Consider the following 17762-nt stretch of genomic DNA (forward strand, 5'->3'; position numbering starts at 1 on the left):
ATAAATATCTATTCTATTCAGGGAGGAAATCATGAAAAAAGATCAGGAAATTTTTCAGGAACGTTTAAACCATCATCACGACGAGCTTCGATGGCTGTACACAGAGCTTTATCACAATGACGATATGTTTGCAGAGCTCTGCGACCAGATGTACCAGTATTTTACAGCACGCCGCCGCGCTCTCAAAAACCGCGACCTGGAAAGAGAAAAAAATCCGGACTGGTTCCGCCAGAAGGATATGCTTGGCATGATGCTCTATATTGACAATTTTGCCGGCAACATTAAAGGAGTTTCCGCAAAACTTCCATATCTGAAAGAATGCAACGTGAACTGTCTTCATCTGATGCCTTTCCTGGATACCCCGAAAGGCCGTTCCGACGGTGGTTACGCAGTTGCGGATTTCCGCAAAGTCCGCCCGGATCTTGGTACCATGGAAGATCTTTCCGCCCTTGCTGACAAATGCCACAAAAACGGAATGAACCTGTGTATGGATTTTGTTATGAACCACACTTCTGAAGATCACGAGTGGGCAAAAAAAGCACGCCAGGGTGACGGAGAATATATGAGCCGTTACTTCTTTTACAACAACCGCAAGATTCCGGACGAATACGAAAAGACCGTACCGCAGGTATTCCCTACCACTGCTCCCGGAAACTTTACCTGGCTTCCGGATATCGGTCATTATGTCATGACTACTTTTTATCCTTATCAGTGGGATCTGAACTACGGAAATCCCCGTGTTTTCAATGAGATGATGTACAACTTCCTCTTCCTTGCAAACCAGGGAATGGATGTGATCCGTATTGACGCGGTTCCGTATATCTGGAAAGAGCTGGGAACTCCTTGCCGTAACCTGAAACAGGTTCACACCATCGTCCGTATGATGCGTATGATCGCTGAGATCGTCTGCCCGAGTGTTGTTCTTCTGGGCGAGGTTGTTATGGAACCGGAAAAAGTTGTTCCGTACTTTGGAACCGTGGAGAAACCGGAATGCCATATGCTTTACAATGTAACAACAATGGCTACAACCTGGAACAGCATTGCCACCCGTGATATCCGCCTTCTGAAAAAACAGATGGATATTGTGAACAGCCTTCCGAAGCAGTATACTTTCCTGAATTATCTCCGCTGCCATGATGACATTGGCTGGGGACTGGATTTCGCCACTCTGAAAGACTGGGGCATGGACGAGCCGGCCCACAAGCGTTACCTCAACGATTTCTTCACAGGAAAACATCCGGGAAGCGACAGCCGCGGAGAGCTTTATAACGATGACCCGGTAACTCAGGATGCCCGTTTCTGCGGAACCACTGCTTCCATGTGTGGAATCGAGGCTGCACTTTTTGAAAAAAATGATGAGAAGCTGGAAAGAGGTATCCGTGAAGATCTGATGCTTCACGCATATATGCTTACTCAGTCCGGAATCCCAATGCTTTACAGTTCCGATGAAGTTGGCCGTCTCAATGATTATTCCTATAAAGATGATCCGGATAAAGCAGCGGATTCCCGCTATATCCACCGCGGTGCTTTCCAGTGGGATCTCGCGAAAAAACGGAAATCAAAAACTTCTGTTGAGGGCCAGATCTTCCAGACACTGAGTCGCATGGAGCAGATCCGCCGCCAGGAATCTGTTTTTGACAAAGACTGCGATGTGTATACATACGATGTTCATGATGACAGCATTCTCTGCATCCTCCGCCAGAAGGGAAATGAACGTTTTATCGGAATTTTCAACTTCAGTGACAGTGAAAAAACTGCATGGATGCAGGAAGAAGAAACCTTCCGTGATCTTATTACCGGACAGACTCTGGAGCTTAAGGATGTGGTGCTTCCGGCTTATGGATTTATGTGGTGTAAGAGAATGTAACTTATTCTGTGGCATGACCCTTTCTCTAATCTCAGGTCAGAATTCAGGATCTGCCGGCAACTACGAAAATATCCTTTTCACGAGCCGCTTAATCTATTGTAGCATCTTCTAAAATTATACAAGCACAGATATTTTTTTCCTGTTGCTCGGTAAATAAAAAAGACGTAACCTTATGGATTGATATATTTCTCTCATTAACAACTCAGTAAATGAAAGGACCTATCAATCCGGGTTCACGTCTTTTTATTATGTTATATCTTCAGTTTCTTCTGCATATGCCTGGCATTCAGAAATTACTTGCAGAGTTCCTCTGCCATCGCATCGATCTCTGCTACATTCTCATCACTAAGAGAAGACATAATCTTCACATTATTCTCAAGCCATGTAATGTTTTTGCTCTTCTCGAACATTCCTTTCATGACTTTAGCTGCGGTAGGTGCCCAGCTTCCGTTCTCGATGAGGCCGATGGTACGGTTCTGGTAATTACGCTCTGTCAGGTTCTCGATGAATGTTCTCATGAACGGGAAAGCCTCTCCGTTATATGTAATGCTGGCCAGTACCAGTTTGCCGTAGCGGAAAGCGTCCTCCACTGCTTCTGCCATATCTTCTCTTGCAAGATCGCAGACAACAACCTTCGGGCAGCCTTTTTCTTCCAGTTTCTGTGCAAGAAGTTCTGCTGCTTTCTTTGTATGGCCATATACGGATGTGTAAGCAATCATTACGCCTTCACTCTCTACCTTGTAGGAAGACCAGATATCGTATTTCTCCAGGTAGTGTCCAAGATTCTCGGTAAGGATCGGTCCATGAAGCGGGCAGATAGTCTGAATATCCAGAGTTGCAGCTGCTTTGAGAAGCTTCTGTACCTGCGGGCCGTATTTTCCAACGATTCCGATATAGTAGCGGCGTGCTTCGCAGTCCCAGTCTTCTTCCACATCAAGGGCTCCGAATTTACCGAATCCATCTGCGGAAAACAGAACTTTGTCTGTGCTGTCATATGTGACCATAACCTCCGGCCAGTGAACCATCGGTGCAAATACAAAAGTAAGGACATGTTTTCCAAGTGTCAGGCTGTCACCGTTGGCTACGATATGTTTCTTTCCTTCCAGGTCCATTCCACGGAAGAAGTTCTCCATCATGGTGAAAGTTTTAGTATTGGCAACAACGGTTGTATCCGGATATGCTTTCATAAAGTTCTCAATATTTGCGGCGTGGTCCGGCTCCATATGCTGAACTACCAGATAATCCGGTTTCGCGCCATCCAGAACTTCTGCTACTTTTCCCAGCCATTCTTCTGTAAAGTTGGTATCTACTGTGTCCATAACTGCGATCTTCTCATCTTTGATCACGTAGGAGTTATAGGACATTCCGTTTGGTACTACGTACTGTCCCTCAAACAGGTCTACCTGATGGTCATTTACACCTACATAATAAATATCATTTCCAATTTTCATTGTTACAGGATCCTCCTTGGTCTGCTGTATTTTATATTTTCAATATTTCTGAAAATACTGTCTCATTGCTATCATTTATTATACCATTGTTCATACTGAAAGCAACGTTCAATCCATAATTATCCAGTTCATTATTCCGTTTTATTTCTCGATTGGAAATACAACAGTCAGAAGCATCTTAAAACGCTCTACCGCATAAACTGCATGAGGAATGGTTGCCGGCATTACCAGAGCTTCGCCTGCTTTGCAGACATGTTTTACACCACCTACGGTAAATTCTCCAACACCATCCAGAACCGTCACCATGGCATCACCTTTGGAATCATGAGTTCCGATCTCCTCACCTTTCTCAAAAGCAAAAAGTGTCACACTGACCGCCTCATTCTGCGCCAGAGTTTTGCTCACCACCTGTCCCGGCATGTACTGTACTTCACCTGCAAGATCTACTACTTTTTCGTGTTCGATGTTTTTGATATATGGCATGTTATCGTCTCCTTTTCTTTGATTATCTTATTTTTGCCGTTAAATCCAATTTGATTCTATTTCCGTTTTCAACTTTGTAAACATATCATAATAATCTGCTTTCGCTTCTGCCACAATTCCCAGTGCAATTTTCTGATTATAAGAATGCGTTACATTAAAGCTTGCTCCGGTCTGTTCCGCACACTACTCTTCTCCTCCGTACGTTCAGAGCAAGTCTGGGAACCGTTCACTTCGCTCTCTCTGCGCTGCTTCGCAGCTCCGTCTCCCAGACTTCATGGGCGTCCCGCCCATAGACGTAAATAAAGGCAGCCCTACACAAGCAAGCTTGCTACGGTCTGTCTTTACATACGTCTTATTCTCTGAACTGTTACAGAATGTATTTCCTCAATGCACTTCGAAACTCCCCGATTCTCTGCTCGGCAAGTTCCCTCAGTGTAATGTTCTTCATACTCTCAATATATCCCTGCTCCTGACGATAGAGCCATTTGGTGTCGGCAGGGCGGATCTCCTGGTAGTGGTTGTGAGCCAGCCAGTCTTCGTAGCTAATCGGTGTCGGATAGCCAAGTTTCTCATCCAGAAGCTCCTTGAAGTCGATCTTGTCCGCGCGCTCCAGGATTCCCTCCCAGAATTCCAGGACTTCCTCTACATGCTCATGGATCTCATAACGTCTTGCGCCGCCATCGTAGATAATACATTTTTCAAAAAGAGGGCTGCACATGGAAAGTGTCTCTCTTCGAAATTCCGGTGCAACGATTCCACCCTTCCAGTAGAAATCGACATCCGGAAGATTGATCCCGGAAACGCCTTTATCCTGATAGGTGGAAAAAATTCCTTCATAAAATACCGTGATAAATCCTTCAAACTCCGGCCAGAACTCGCGGATCTCTTTTGTCAGGTTCTCAAGAATATCGATTCCCCTGGTTCCTCCAATAGTAAAGATGATAATATTACGAAGTTTTGTCCCACGTTCTCTGTAAAAATCAGTCACATAACGGAGACAATGGATCAGTGTTTCACCACTTGCGATGATATCACCGATCATCAGAGTACTGTCCGGAACCATGGTCAGTTTGCTGTACTTGATCTCAAGCCCTGTCATCTCATCTTCCGCAAAAACACGCTCGCTGGAAAGAAAGCTGATATCATGAACACGGATATGCTCTTTATAACAGGCTTCCTCAAGAGGATAATTCAGCGCCCCTCTTAAGATAGAAAGAATATTTGCAGTGGTAACCTTCTTCTGCTCCTTCAGATAATAAAGCATCTGGCAGGTAGACGGGATCAGACAGTTATATACCTCATATCCTACCACTTCCGGTGTGTTCAGAAGCTTTCTTGTCTCTGCCTCTGAAGTGATATAATACTCGTTTACATAATCTCCGCCATCAAGACGATAGCAGGCAACACCCTGCTCATTAAACTCCGGTACCAGACGTACATTGTCCCAGTTATTCATGTGTATTTTTCCCCTTTTTTCAAAGACTTTTCGATTTTTCCATATCTCTCAACAGCTTATGATGAACCACCGGATATGTCAAGTAGAATCTGCCCGAAAAATATTTATTTTACGCGGTTTTCCCCTCTTTACAAACCTTTTTCAACAGAGTATTGTATAACCTGGATGAAGGAATTTTATATACTTTTTATGAGGTAATTTTATGTGTGAAAATGAAAAAAAGAAAACTCATTCCATAGAGATGACTTCCGGTTCTCTCTGGAAAAATATCCTCCTCTTCAGCCTTCCCTTGATGGGGTCCCAGGTGTTGGAGGTTCTTTTTAACTTAAGCGATGTTGCGGTTGTAGGACGGTTTGCGGACTACCTGGCACTTGGAGCTGTGGGTTCCACAACGCTTCTGGTCACTTTGTTTACCGGAATCCTGATCGGCATGGGTGCCGGTGTCAACGTCCGTGTAGCCCACGAACTTGGCGCCGGAAACAGAAAAGGCACGGAAGAAACGATCCATACATCCCTTCTTCTCTGTGCCATCGCAGGTCTTCTGGTCTGTATCATCTGTCTTCTGTTTTCCGGACAGATGCTGGCCATGATGAACACAAAGCCGGAACTGATCGACCAGGCTGTTTTATATATGAAGATTTACGCTCTGGGCATGCCTGCCATGGCTGTATACAATTTTGGTAACGGTGTTTTAAGTGCCCGCGGCGATACGAAACGACCACTGATCTATCTTTCCATTGCCGGAGTGATCAATGTTCTTCTGAACCTGTTTTTTGTTATCGTCTGCCATATGGCCGCCGCAGGTGTGGCAACTGCCAGTGCGATCTCCCTGTATGTATCTGCATTTCTGGTTATGAGCCATCTCCTGAGACGAACCGATGACTGCAAAGTATCACTGAGAAAGATCCGCCTTCATCCCAAGGCCTGCAAAGCCGTATTGCTCCTGGGTATCCCTACAGGACTCCAAAACGGTATCTTTGCCATTGCTAATCTGTTCGTACAGGCCGGTGTCAACTCTTTTGATGCAGTCATGGTTTCCGGAAATGCCGCCGCTGCAAATGCAGACTCCCTGATCTATAACGTCATGTTTGCTTTCTATACTGCATGTGCAAGCTTCATCGGTCAGAACTGGGGTGCCGGAAACCAAAAACGAATGCTGAAATCCTACGGCATCAGTATTACATATGCATTTATTTCCGGCGCGATCTTGGGTGGGCTGCTTCTGATCTTTGGCCGGCAGTTCCTGTCGCTGTTTGCTACAGAACCGGCTGTTATCGATGCAGGTATGCAGAGGATCCGGATCATGGGCTTCAGCTATGCCTTCAGCTGTTTTATGGATGGCAGCATCGCTGCTTCCCGTGGCATCGGAAAAAGTATCCCTCCCACCGTTATCGTCATCCTGGGATCCTGTGTATTCCGTATCATCTGGATCTACACGGTGTTCGCACATTTCCAGACGATATCCGCGCTGTATCTTCTTTATATCTTCTCATGGGGGATCACCGGATTTGCGGAAACTCTTTTCTTTGCTATCAGCTTCAAAAAAATACGTACATAACGAACGCAATTCATCTCCACTCTTAATGGTCGGAGTCTTATTGCTGAAAGACGATAACCCGGCGTAAGCAGAACAGCCTTACGCCGGGTTTTTTCATATTTTTCTCCAATTATGTACATTTGTCTTTACAAGGCGGACAAAATTGTATATAATTGCTATATTGTGCTTTTACGTGATGCAGTAGTAATATTCTATTTCAAAGCAGTAAAATGCCCACTCATACAATAGGAAAGAGGAAAGTAGTTATGAAAAACCTGATTCAAAAATGGAACAGCATCAATCTGATCAAGCGTATCATCTGCGGACTGATCGTTGGTATCATCCTCGGACTTGCAATTCCGCAGGCGTCTGTGATCTCCATTCTCGGTGACCTGTTCGTCGGTGCTCTCCGTGGAATTGCTCCGCTCCTGGTGTTCTTCCTGGTAATGAGCTCTCTGTGCCATATGGGAAAGGGCCAGAAAACAAACATGAAATTCGTCGTTGTACTTTATCTTCTGGGAAATGTACTCTCAGCACTGGCAGCTGTTATCTCCAGCCGTCTGTTCCCGATCATGCTGACTTTTTCCGAGAATACAAATACTTCCGACATCACCCCGCCAAGCGGTGTTGCTGAGGTTCTTAAAAACCTTCTGATGAACATTGTTTCCAACCCGGTTGACGCACTTGTGAACGCAAACTATATCGGTATCCTCGCATGGGCTATCATCTTCGGTATTGCACTGAAGGCCGCAAGTGAAACAACCAAGACCGTCATCGAAAACATTTCCGAGGCAACTTCCACAGCAGTAAGATGGATCATCAACCTCGCTCCATTCGGTATCATGGGACTGATCTTCACAACCATCTCCGAGCAGGGACTTGGCGTACTCTTAAGCTATGGCCGTCTGATCTGTGTACTGGTTGGAACCATGCTGTTTGTAGCACTTGTACTGAATCCGATCGTTACTTTTATCTGCACACGCCAGAATCCATATCCGCTGGTTCTTCGCTGCCTGAAAGACAGTGGTCTCACCGCATTCTTCACAAGAAGCTCTGCTGCCAACATTCCGGTAAACATGGAGCTCTGTAAAGACCTTGGACTTGATGAGGATACATACTCCATCTCCATCCCTCTTGGTGCGACCATCAACATGGGTGGTGCTGCGATCACAATCTCCATCATGGCTCTGGCAGCTGCACATACCCTTGGTATCAGCGTAGATTTCCCGACCGCTCTGATCCTCTGCATCCTGGCTGCTGCAAGTGCGGCAGGTGCTTCCGGAGTTGCCGGTGGTTCTCTTCTTCTGATCCCGATGGCCTGCAGCCTTTTCGGAATCCCGAACGACGTTGCCATGCAGGTAGTTGGTGTCGGTTTCATCGTAGGTGTTATCCAGGATTCCTGCGAGACAGCGCTGAACTCTTCCACAGACGTACTTTATACTGCATGTGCCTGCAAAAAGAAAAAATAATTTCACTTACATATTTATAAAAAAGAGCAGATCTTCCATATTTGCGGACATCTTCTTCACTGGTCCTGTCCAGTGAAGAAGACTCACCACAATGGAAAATCTGCTCTTTTTTTATTGTCCTGCACAGTCAAGCGGATATTCTATGCATCCTACATCTGAAAAAACTTCCAGCTCTCACCCATCCGCACAGCCAGATACACGATCTCAAAGATTACCGCCACAGAGCCCAGTTTGAAAAGCAGAGAGTCCACAAAACCTCCTGCTTTACAGAAATCCAATGCAATCCCTCCAGGCAGAGGATACAGGATCCGTACCCGTTTCCGGTTAAAACAGTCCAGTACCAGATGGGACGCAAATCCCACCACAAAATAAGGTACCAGCTGTACAGATACCATAGAAAGCGCTCCGCTCAAAATAGCCATAACCATGATCGAATGCATAAATGACCGGTGCGGCTGATTTTTCCCAAAAGCACAGACTGCAATAAAAATAATAACTCCCATAGCTACCGGTGCCACGGATTTGTCATTGCGGATCTTCTCCCAGATGGAAAAATTGCAAAAATAATTCAGTGCGATCTCTGCTGCCACGAGCAATACCGCGATCAATGTGATCCGATCCGCATCTTTATGGGACTTGGAAGTTCCCACATCAATGTCACTGATCAGTGCTCCAAGCATTCCCGTTCCTGCGGCAAGTACCAGACCGGAAACAGTGGAAGGCTGTGTAACTGCCAGCACTGTTCCGAGTCCGACTGCCGCGTGTGTTTTTCCTGTCATAATTCTCCCCTTAGTAAAAAAATCTGACGCATGCAAAGCAGACATCTCACCTGCATCCCGGCGTCTTTATAAACGAAAAAAGCAGCTGTCAGCCTCCCCCTTTACTGACAGCTGCCTTCACGAAACAGCATTATATCACACAAAAAAACACGATTCTATCTAAAATCTTTCCACTTTCCTCTACGTCCCGTTTAAACGGAATATACCTCACAAATATTCCTTTTAATCGGACCAGTTCATCCGTCCGTAGCGAAGTGCGATCCCGTGGATCTCCTTCTGAAGTTTCGCAGTCAGCTCTCTCCTGCGGATCCTCCATTTCCAGTTCTTTCCTACTGTGGACGGCTGGTTCATTCTGCAGCTGTTATCCAGACCCATGTAATCCTGCATGGGGATCACACAAAGCTTTGCGCTGCTTCTCATCACAAGACTGATAAAACATTTGTACAGATCTTTATCCGGTGTCCAGTTATCACAGAGATAATCTCTGGCAAGTTTACGCTCTTTTACAGTAATGCTCTTCCACCATCCGGCAATAGTCTCATTATCGTGGGTTCCCGTGTATGCCACACTATTCTCCGGATAGTTATGCGGAAGGTAATCATTGGCACATCCGGAATCCCTGGAATCAAAAGCAAACTCAAGGACTTTCATTCCCGGGAAACCACTGTCATGGACAAGCTGGCGAACAGAATCTGTCACATAACCAAGATCCTCCGCAATGACCTGCTTCCAGCCAAGGGCCTGCTCCACTTTGCGGAACAGATCGATTCCCGGGCCTTTTTCCCAGTGGCCGCCAATGGCATTTTCCGCACCGTACGGAATGGAAAAATACTCATCAAAACCACGGAAATGGTCAATTCTTACCACATCATAAAGGCGGAACACGTAACTCAGTCTGGAGATCCACCACTGATATCCTGTATTTCTGTGATAATCCCAGCGGTACAGAGGATTTCCCCAGAGCTGTCCTGTTGCGGAAAATCCATCTGGCGGGCATCCGGCTACAGCTGTTGGCACATTCTCCTCATCCAGCTGGAAAAGCTCCGGATGAGCCCAGGTATCCGCACTGTCCATAGCTACATAGATCGGAATATCCCCAATGATCTGGATACCTTTTTCATTGGCATATTTTTTCAGTTTCATCCACTGTTCATAGAATTTAAACTGCATATACTGCTGGAATTCAATGTCAAAATACAGCTCTCTGCGGTAATAGTCCATAGCGTTTTCCCAGCGGAGACGGATATCCTCCGCCCATTTGGTCCACTCCACACCGCCAAACTGATCTTTCACAGCCATAAAAAGTGCATAGTCGGAAAGCCACCAGTTGTTTTCCGCCACGAATCTCTGATAATCCGGATTCTCGCTGATGTTGCTGTTTTCGTATGCTTTGCGGAGAAGTTTATAGCGGCCTTTGTAAATCTTCTCGTAGTCTACGCTGTCCGCCCTTTTTCCCCAGTTGACTTTCTCGCATTCCTCTTTTGTAAGAACTCCCTCTTCCACCAGAGCCTTCAGGCTGATAAAGTACGGATTTCCCGCAAAAGTGGAAAAGGACTGGTACGGAGAATCTCCGTAGCTTGTCGGGCCAAGGGGAAGGATCTGCCAGTAGCTCTGTCCTGCTTCTTTCAGCCAGTCCACAAAATCATATGCACTTTTTGAAAAACATCCGATACCGTACTCTGACGGCAGGCTTGTGATCGGCATCAGAATGCCGGCTGCTCTTTTATCCATATCTTTTCTCTCCTTATGTTGAGCCCTGCATCTCAGAGCATCTTATCTATTATCCTCTCACGGATGCATATTCATATAATTTACGCAACCGTTTGCGTAAATTATACGTCCATTTTGCATGAAGTGCAATGCATTTTTGTCTTTTCTACCTTTCTTACAATTTTTACATCCTGATTTTGTGCAGTTTTTCATCATTCCAAGCAGAAATCTGTCTGCATCTCACTACCTGATTCTCTGTGCATCTGTTTTTACGCAATTTCATGCAATTTTACGTGCAATATGTTTGACAGTATCCTTGTTATGAACTACAATATCTCTATCAGACTGAGATAAAAAAGCCGGATCAGAGGCATACTTCCGCTTTGATCCGGCATATCCATAAGGAGGCAAATTTTATGGCAGTAACCATCAAAGATGTGGCAGCTCTGGCCGGGGTGTCCCCTTCCACTGTTTCCAGAACCTGCAAGAATAATCCATCCATCAGTGAGGAAACCAAGGAACGTGTACGAAAAGCCATGGTAGAGCTTGGCTATGAGCCGAATTTCCAGGCCAGCAATCTGGCCGCTCAGATTTCCCGTTCCATCGGTATTATCCTGCCTCCGTCACCGAAAGAAACTTATGAGAATTCTTTTTACCTGGAGGCGATCCGTGGAATCAGCCACTACTGTAACGCCCATCAGTATATCAGCACCATTGTCACCGGACAGAATGAAGAGGAGATTCTGACTGCAGTCCGTTCCATGTCCAGAAGTGGTAAAGTGGATGGATTTATTGTTCTTTATTCCCGTGTGAACGACCCTGTCATTGATTTTCTTTTCAGTGAGGGACTTCTCTATATCCTTATCGGAAAACCGGCACAGTACACGAACCACACGATCTATATTGATAACGATAACCTTCTGGCCGGACAGGAAGCCACCGAATATCTCTATGCACTGGGCCACCGGAAGATCGCATATCTGGGTGTCGATAATTCTCTGGTCTTTTCCGCAGACCGAAAAACAGGCTATATGGCAGCTCTTCTGAACCACGGACTGACGGTACAGCCGGAATATTGTATCGAAGTTCCGGGAGTATCCCAGAATGAATTTCAGGAGCTTCGGAAACTGCTTACAGGTAACGACCGTCCAACCGCCATGCTGGTCAGTGATGACATCCTGGCACTTTCCCTGGAGCGTATCTGCATGGAAGCGGGGATTTCCATACCGGAAGATCTGTCCATCCTTTCCTTTAACAACTCACTGTTTGCCAGACTGACCTCACCCCAGCTGACTTCCATTGATATCAATTCCGGACAGCTTGGAATGGAGGCAGCTACGCAGATGATCAGCCATATTGAAAACCCGAACCTTCCAGCTACGAAGATCATTGTGCCCCATCATCTAATTGAGAGGGACAGCTGCCGGAGGATTTAAATGCCTCTGTCGGCGGATACATTATCTTAAACATGATCGAAGCACTTGCGATTTATACAAAAATATGCACCTCCCTTACTGGTTGTTCATCAATACCCAGTCTGAAAAGTGCATATTTTTTTCAATTCTTTCTATAATGCTTTCTCATAACACCAGTACATATGTCCCCAGAGTTCGCACTCTCCCACGCTCTCAAAATTCAGCTTATCATAAGAACGGAGCGCTTTTACATTATCTTTTGCAACAAGGAGATGCACGGCCTGATATCCCCGGTTCTTCAGTTCTTCCATCACGCCCACGAGAAGTTTCCGGGCAATTCCCTGGTTCTGAAATTCCTGGTATACTCCCACCCGGGAGACTTCCGCTGACGGCACCATGGTTTTCGACCAACATGTGAGACATTCCACGTTTGGATCATCATCAATGGAAATCACACCTATGATATTCCCGTCATCGTCCCGCATACAGAACAGGGCATCTCTGGAAAAATCAAATTCCACCTCTTTTTCTGTCGGGTAGTCTTCTGTCCACACACAGTAGGGCGTTCCCAGCAACGAACGATATAATTTTAAAACGGTATCTGCCTCTTCTTTTCTTACACGATCAAATTTCATTTTTCAATCCTCTTTTCTCCCCTGCCTTCGCCAGCACAAGAAGTACGACAAAGGCAATGATCTCCGAGCTCAAAAATGAACTCCACACTCCGTTGATCCCAAACAGTCTGGAAAGGATCACCGCACTGATGGCAATGGCGATCACTCCACGCATAAGAGATCCGGTAATTGCCGGAACAGCACGGTCCACTGCCGAAAAATATGCCACCAGCATAATGTTGATCCCTGCGAACAGGAATCCCAGGAAATAAATCCGCAGTCCCACGTGGGCATAATCCAGAAGCTGCTGATTATTTTCACTGTTAAAAACAGCAATCAGGTTATCCGTAAATCCCCACACCACCAGAATCGTCACCGCTTCCAGCACTGCACTGGCGATCAGGCTCCAGCGAAGCAGGCTTTTTACATGGTCACGCTGTCCTTCTCCGTAGCTTTTGCTGATAAGAGGCTGTTCTCCCTGTGCCAATCCGTTAAAGATGGACATTGCAACAAGAGAAAGATTGGCCACCACTCCATAAGCTGCCACGCTTACATTTCCCGCAATTCCAAGAAGCAGCATGTTAAAAATGATCGTAATAATCGCTGAGGAAAGCTCTCCCACAAAAGCCGAAATTCCAAGCTGACAGCAGGAAACCAGATGACGGATGGAAGGCCGTACCCACCGGAATCCCACGTGATTCTTTTTCCCCAGGTAATGGGTGGTACAGATGGCCATGGTGATCGCAGGGCTAATGGCTGTCGCCAGTGCCGCTCCCGCAAGCCCCAGCTTCATAGGGAACATGAAAATATAGTCAAACACAATATTAAACAGACTGGCAGAAATCGCACCGGTCATAGCTGTGGAAGTTCCCTGATCATTTCGCGCAAATGCAGTAAATGTATAATTAGTCATAAATAATGGCGTAGTGATCAGCATGATCCGGAGATAGCTTTTTCCAAGGGCAGTCAGGCCTGCATCTGCGCCAAGAAGATGCAGAAATTTTTCCGGTGCAAAAATCCCTGTAATGATAAAAGGCACACTGCACAGAACGCTCCAGAAAACAGACTGGAGAAAATAGTGATCCGTATTTTCCCCCTTGGCCCTGTTGATCCCGAATCGGGTGGCCGAACCAATACCGATCATGGCTCCGATGGCATATACCACACCATATACCGGAAGGATCAGATTCAGAACAGCCAGTCCGTCCGCTCCGGAATGAACCGATATAAAAAATGTATCCGCCAGAATATAAACCGATATCCCGATCATACCTGCAATACTCTGAAAAATATACTTAAAAAACTGTTTCAGCATAAATTCGCAATATCCTTTCCTGATCCTGTACTAGTATTTAATATTATAATACCCCGCCCAAAACTGCAACTTCAACCGAAAACTATCACACTCTGTTATCGATAATAACACCTTCCGCTGCACCCATAGGGGAACACTGTACGTTTTATCGTACACTGGAATTTTTCCTCATTTTCCGCCATTTCCAGAATATCCAGTGCAGTCCGCAGATTCCGGATATCTTTTTCCATGTGATCCACATAATTTCCACGGCCGACCAGCTTGAGATGGGTAATCCCCGCCTGCTTCATCCTGTACAGAGCACATAAACTACAGCCTGTTTCTCCGCAAAGATAGCCTATGTCATCATAAGCAGATGGATCTGGTTCCCGCTCCCAGACCTGCGCCTGAAGATCCCGCATCTTTTCGGGAATAACATCGTCATCCCGCACAGTACCCAGCCAGTAAGGCACCCTGCAAAGATATCCCATCTCATCACAATGCAGAGAATTGCAGAATGCTCCCGTAAACTGGCACATTTCATTGAGCACGAAAGCTTCGAATTCCATCCCTTTTTCCGGCCGGATGCCTGACTGTTTTTCCGCCTCTCTCTCTGCTGCGATCACGGACTGCATATCCTGGAATGTATTTTTCCGGTGAAAAATTATCCGCTTCAGTGGAAAACGCCGGAACATTTTTACCATCTCACTGTTCACTTCCCCTGTCTCTCCGCTGAGATGGATCTCGCAGGAAATCCCCCTTTTTTTCAGATAAGCAAAAAGCGCCGGATCTGCAATGATATAACTTCGAAATCCCAGTTTCATGCACTGCTCTATGATATCCCCGATCTCCGGATACTGCTTCGGAAGATAATACAGGGAATTGAAAGTAAGATGTACCGGTTTTTTATATTTTTTCACCATATGGGAAAGAATCTCCAGCTCACTGTATGCGCCAAGCTGCACATTGTAACAGAGAACTTCCCTGCGGTTTAACGGCATTACCGTGCCATATTTTTCCGCCCAGGAAAACGGAACATAGCCACAGAAAAATTCATCTGCTCCTGCCTGCACGAAACGTTCATATTCATCTATGGAGCCTAATCCAGCTGTGATTTTCATAGTTCTTTCCTCCCCGTCACAGATTCACAACAATGCGGTCCGGTTTTATGCCCTTTATTTTTTTCCACATTTCCGGTGACTCCAGAAATGTTTTATCCACACCGAACAGAGAGTTATACCGTCCCATCATGTGTAAATGTTCCGGGTAAAGCAGTGCGTATTTTTCGCAGAATTTCGGACAGTGTTCTGCAAGCTGCTGCGTGCCACGGTCCCCTGTAGTGCACAGGGCATACAGCGGACAATACTGGGAAGTATTTGTCTGATAAAAAGGCAGATGAAGGCTGTTTTTCCCAGGAGGAAACTCCTGTGGATAACCGCAGGATTCCCATTCATATCTGTGGATATGAAACTCTTCCGCCAGAAAATCCCGGTAAAACTCCGCATTCAGACTGTTCTGCTGAAACAATGAGATATCACCGGATTTATATTTCATCCGCGGATCTTTTTTCCGTTTATTGAGCAGTGTCCCAAAAACAGGACACAAATGAGATGTTTTTCCATGAAGCATTTCCGCCACGGCCCAGTCATTAACTACGATTTCCACATTCATCCCATGAATACAGCACCAGTTATCCACTTTTTCCAGAAGTTTTCCCACAGAAGGAAGCATAAATTCCCGGATATAAGAAAATGCCAGCGTGATCTCCAGTCCTTCCGATCGCATTTTATCCATAATAGAAAAAAGCTGTTCTTCTGTGGGAAACAGGTTATGGCAAAACTGATTTCCAATATAAAATCTCTCCGGTGTCCGGCCTGCAAGCCAGCTGTGAGTGAGATAATTCTTTTGCCAGTAAGACGCCAGAAAATCCTTTAACAGCTGACGCAGATATTCTTCATACAGAGAAGTATTGTTCAGTTCCAGGGCAAACTCTGTTTCTTTGTCCAAAAATGATTCTTCTACACTCTGATCTGCATCCGGATTTTGTCTTATAGAACTGGAATTCTCTCCAAACCACAGCTTCCTCTGCTCTTCCAGGCTCTCACAATGCACCTCATCCAGTTCCGCAGGATAACCGGTCAGTGCCTTCGCCAGCTCTCCATCATCGCCATCCAGTTTCAGACGAATATATCTGCTGTACTCTCCGGCCAGCCGCTGAACTTCCTGTACATAGTCTTTCTGTTCTACTCTCACAGAATATTCCCTGAAAAAAGAGCCATCATTTTCCTGTACGCACCGTTCCTCTGCTTCCAGAGTCCCCGCCACTGCGTTCATTTCAAACTTCCGGATCTCCACCTTCCGATACCCGGCTTTTTTCATATCATAAAAACAGATCAGAAAGCACTCCGGTTCCGGACATTCTTCTGCCAGCCGAAACCGGAATCCATCTTCTCCCAGCTCCGTGATCCGTATTTCTTTACTGTCCATAAAACCGGACAGCAATCCAAATGGTATCATAGAAATCCTCACCGGAAAACCCACCTTCCTTCAGACAAAAAGAGAGATGCCATATGCTCCCATACAGCACCTCCCACTGTTTCTGATTATTTTACTTCTACTAATTCAATTCTGAAATTCAGCTCTTTACCTGCCATCTCATGGTTGGCATCGAAAGTAATGGTCTTCTCATCTTTTGCGTTTACTTTAACCGGGAACGGCTGTCCGTACTGGTTGGAAAGATATACCTGCTGTCCTACAGTGAGATCCTCGGAACCTGGAAGCTGTGCGATCTCAAGCGTAAAAATAGCATCCGGATTCGGCATTCCGTAAGCTTCTTCCGGCATCAGGTGAACATCTACCACCTGTCCTACTTCCATGTTTGCAACTGCTGCGTCAAAGCCTTTGATCATCTGACCGGCTCCGCAGATGAATTCCAGCGGCTCGCCACGGTCATAAGAAGAATCGAACTGTGTTCCATCGTTAAAGGTTCCTCTGTAATGGGTACGGCAGGTTTTTCCAACGTTAGGACCTGTGATCGCCGGCTGGGAACCACATCCGCCGCCACAGTTTCCACAGGAATGTCCTTCCTCATGACCGCCGCAGGAGTGTCCATCTTCATGGCTTCCGCAGGAATGTCCCTCCTCATGATGATGATCACAGTTCACACCGGTAGATACCAGCTCACCTTTCAGATAAGCCTCTACAGCCGCATCTGCATCACCCTGTGCTCCGGAACATAACTCAATACCAGCCTCAGCAAGTGCACTCTGTGCTCCACCGCCGATTCCTCCACAGATCAGAACGCTGATTCCCTGCTCTGCAAGAAGTCCTGCAAGTGCACCATGTCCGGTACCATTGGAACCGATCACTTCACTGGAAACAACCTTGTTATCCTCTACCTCGTACACCTTGAAAAACTCCGTTTTTCCAAAATGCTGGAAAATATTTCCGTTGTCGTATGTTGCTGCAATTTTCATTTGTAAAACCCTCCATTAATCAGATATATGTCTCATTAGTATAGCCCGATACCAGTATAAAAGCAAGGATAATCACCAGATCTTCACGACAAACGCATGAATGGTTAGCAACTGCAAATTCTATTTTTTTCTACTTTTTAAGCTTCTAAAAGCTCTTCTAAATACTTAATTGGACGCAAACTTACTACGAACCTTTTCTTTCTCATTGACA

Annotated in this window: 13 protein-coding genes and 1 pseudogene; 4 read left to right on the top strand and 10 right to left on the bottom strand. The window is 45.8% G+C overall.

All coding sequences use genetic code 11. The annotated features are described in order from the left end of the window. The first annotated feature begins 31 nt into the window (after window positions 1-31). Complete coding sequence (locus G5B12_RS14630; protein ID WP_174088648.1) at window positions 32-1867, top strand: amylosucrase; 1836 nt, start codon at window positions 32-34, stop codon at window positions 1865-1867. Between the two features lie 296 nt (window positions 1868-2163). On the opposite strand, the pseudogene G5B12_RS14635 reads toward G5B12_RS14630, so the two are convergent. The 3 genes and pseudogenes from G5B12_RS14635 to G5B12_RS14645 form a co-directional block, all read right to left on the bottom strand. After that, window positions 2164-3318, bottom strand: a pseudogene (locus G5B12_RS14635) (FprA family A-type flavoprotein); the annotation flags it as partial. A 141-nt stretch (window positions 3319-3459) separates the two neighbouring features. Then, the gene (locus tag G5B12_RS14640; protein WP_021976049.1) at window positions 3460-3801 is read right to left on the bottom strand and encodes a cupin domain-containing protein; all 342 of its coding nucleotides are present in this window, start codon (window positions 3799-3801) and stop codon (window positions 3460-3462) included. 367 nt (window positions 3802-4168) lie between these two features. Further along, window positions 4169-5257 (bottom strand): hypothetical protein, encoded by a 1089-nt coding sequence (locus tag G5B12_RS14645; RefSeq protein WP_021976050.1) that lies wholly within the window; start codon window positions 5255-5257, stop codon window positions 4169-4171. Between the two features lie 202 nt (window positions 5258-5459). On the opposite strand from G5B12_RS14645, the gene G5B12_RS14650 reads away from it, so the two are divergent. Together G5B12_RS14650 and sstT are read left to right on the top strand one after the other, a co-directional pair. After that, window positions 5460-6815, top strand: a complete 1356-nt coding sequence (locus G5B12_RS14650) for an MATE family efflux transporter (protein ID WP_118071883.1) — start codon at window positions 5460-5462, stop codon at window positions 6813-6815. 245 nt (window positions 6816-7060) lie between these two features. Further along, on the top strand, window positions 7061-8263 hold the full coding sequence (gene sstT, locus G5B12_RS14655) for a serine/threonine transporter SstT (protein ID WP_021976052.1): 1203 nt from the start codon (window positions 7061-7063) through the stop codon (window positions 8261-8263). 149 nt (window positions 8264-8412) lie between these two features. Here the strand turns inward: sstT and G5B12_RS14660 are convergent, their stop codons facing one another. Continuing rightward, window positions 8413-9042, bottom strand: coding sequence for a metal-dependent hydrolase (locus G5B12_RS14660; protein ID WP_174088649.1), 630 nt, complete (start codon window positions 9040-9042; stop codon window positions 8413-8415). A gap of 222 nt (window positions 9043-9264) precedes the next feature. Continuing rightward, a complete protein-coding gene (gene malQ / locus G5B12_RS14665; RefSeq protein ID WP_118063393.1) occupies window positions 9265-10773 on the bottom strand; it encodes a 4-alpha-glucanotransferase in 1509 nt (502 codons plus the stop codon). Window positions 10774-11168: 395 nt separating this feature from the next. On the opposite strand from malQ, the gene G5B12_RS14670 reads away from it, so the two are divergent. Beyond that, entirely contained in the window at window positions 11169-12188 is a 1020-nt protein-coding gene (locus G5B12_RS14670) for a LacI family DNA-binding transcriptional regulator (protein WP_174088651.1), read from the top strand. Between the two features lie 131 nt (window positions 12189-12319). Here G5B12_RS14670 and G5B12_RS14675 read toward each other — a convergent pair whose 3' ends face one another. The 5 genes from G5B12_RS14675 to G5B12_RS14695 form a co-directional block, all read right to left on the bottom strand. Beyond that, window positions 12320-12802 (bottom strand): GNAT family N-acetyltransferase, encoded by a 483-nt coding sequence (locus G5B12_RS14675; RefSeq protein WP_021975851.1) that lies wholly within the window; start codon window positions 12800-12802, stop codon window positions 12320-12322. Next, window positions 12792-14096, bottom strand: a complete 1305-nt coding sequence (locus G5B12_RS14680; protein ID WP_174088653.1) for an MATE family efflux transporter — start codon at window positions 14094-14096, stop codon at window positions 12792-12794. Before G5B12_RS14680 ends, G5B12_RS14675 begins: the two co-directional genes overlap by 11 nt. A 95-nt stretch (window positions 14097-14191) precedes the next feature. Beyond that, a complete protein-coding gene (locus tag G5B12_RS14685; RefSeq protein ID WP_174088655.1) occupies window positions 14192-15196 on the bottom strand; it encodes a U32 family peptidase in 1005 nt (334 codons plus the stop codon). Window positions 15197-15212: 16 nt separating this feature from the next. After that, a complete protein-coding gene (locus tag G5B12_RS14690) occupies window positions 15213-16592 on the bottom strand; it encodes a hypothetical protein (protein ID WP_174088657.1) in 1380 nt (459 codons plus the stop codon). An 86-nt stretch (window positions 16593-16678) separates the two neighbouring features. Beyond that, window positions 16679-17551 (bottom strand): FKBP-type peptidyl-prolyl cis-trans isomerase, encoded by an 873-nt coding sequence (locus G5B12_RS14695; RefSeq protein WP_021975855.1) that lies wholly within the window; start codon window positions 17549-17551, stop codon window positions 16679-16681. Between the last annotated feature and the right edge of the window lie 211 nt (window positions 17552-17762).

This window comes from Blautia sp. MSK.20.85, assembly GCF_013317245.1.
Lineage (GTDB): Bacteria > Bacillota > Clostridia > Lachnospirales > Lachnospiraceae > Blautia_A.

Coding starts and splice junctions, on each gene's coding strand:
- G5B12_RS14630 (WP_174088648.1), top strand. CDS start 32: ATGAAAAAAGATCAGGAAATTTTTCAGGAACGTTTAAACCATCATCAC.
- G5B12_RS14640 (WP_021976049.1), bottom strand. CDS start 3,801: ATGCCATATATCAAAAACATCGAACACGAAAAAGTAGTAGATCTTGCA.
- G5B12_RS14645 (WP_021976050.1), bottom strand. CDS start 5,257: ATGAATAACTGGGACAATGTACGTCTGGTACCGGAGTTTAATGAGCAG.
- G5B12_RS14650 (WP_118071883.1), top strand. CDS start 5,460: ATGTGTGAAAATGAAAAAAAGAAAACTCATTCCATAGAGATGACTTCC.
- sstT (WP_021976052.1), top strand. CDS start 7,061: ATGAAAAACCTGATTCAAAAATGGAACAGCATCAATCTGATCAAGCGT.
- G5B12_RS14660 (WP_174088649.1), bottom strand. CDS start 9,042: ATGACAGGAAAAACACACGCGGCAGTCGGACTCGGAACAGTGCTGGCA.
- malQ (WP_118063393.1), bottom strand. CDS start 10,773: ATGGATAAAAGAGCAGCCGGCATTCTGATGCCGATCACAAGCCTGCCG.
- G5B12_RS14670 (WP_174088651.1), top strand. CDS start 11,169: ATGGCAGTAACCATCAAAGATGTGGCAGCTCTGGCCGGGGTGTCCCCT.
- G5B12_RS14675 (WP_021975851.1), bottom strand. CDS start 12,802: ATGAAATTTGATCGTGTAAGAAAAGAAGAGGCAGATACCGTTTTAAAA.
- G5B12_RS14680 (WP_174088653.1), bottom strand. CDS start 14,096: ATGCTGAAACAGTTTTTTAAGTATATTTTTCAGAGTATTGCAGGTATG.
- G5B12_RS14685 (WP_174088655.1), bottom strand. CDS start 15,196: ATGAAAATCACAGCTGGATTAGGCTCCATAGATGAATATGAACGTTTC.
- G5B12_RS14690 (WP_174088657.1), bottom strand. CDS start 16,592: ATGATACCATTTGGATTGCTGTCCGGTTTTATGGACAGTAAAGAAATA.
- G5B12_RS14695 (WP_021975855.1), bottom strand. CDS start 17,551: ATGAAAATTGCAGCAACATACGACAACGGAAATATTTTCCAGCATTTT.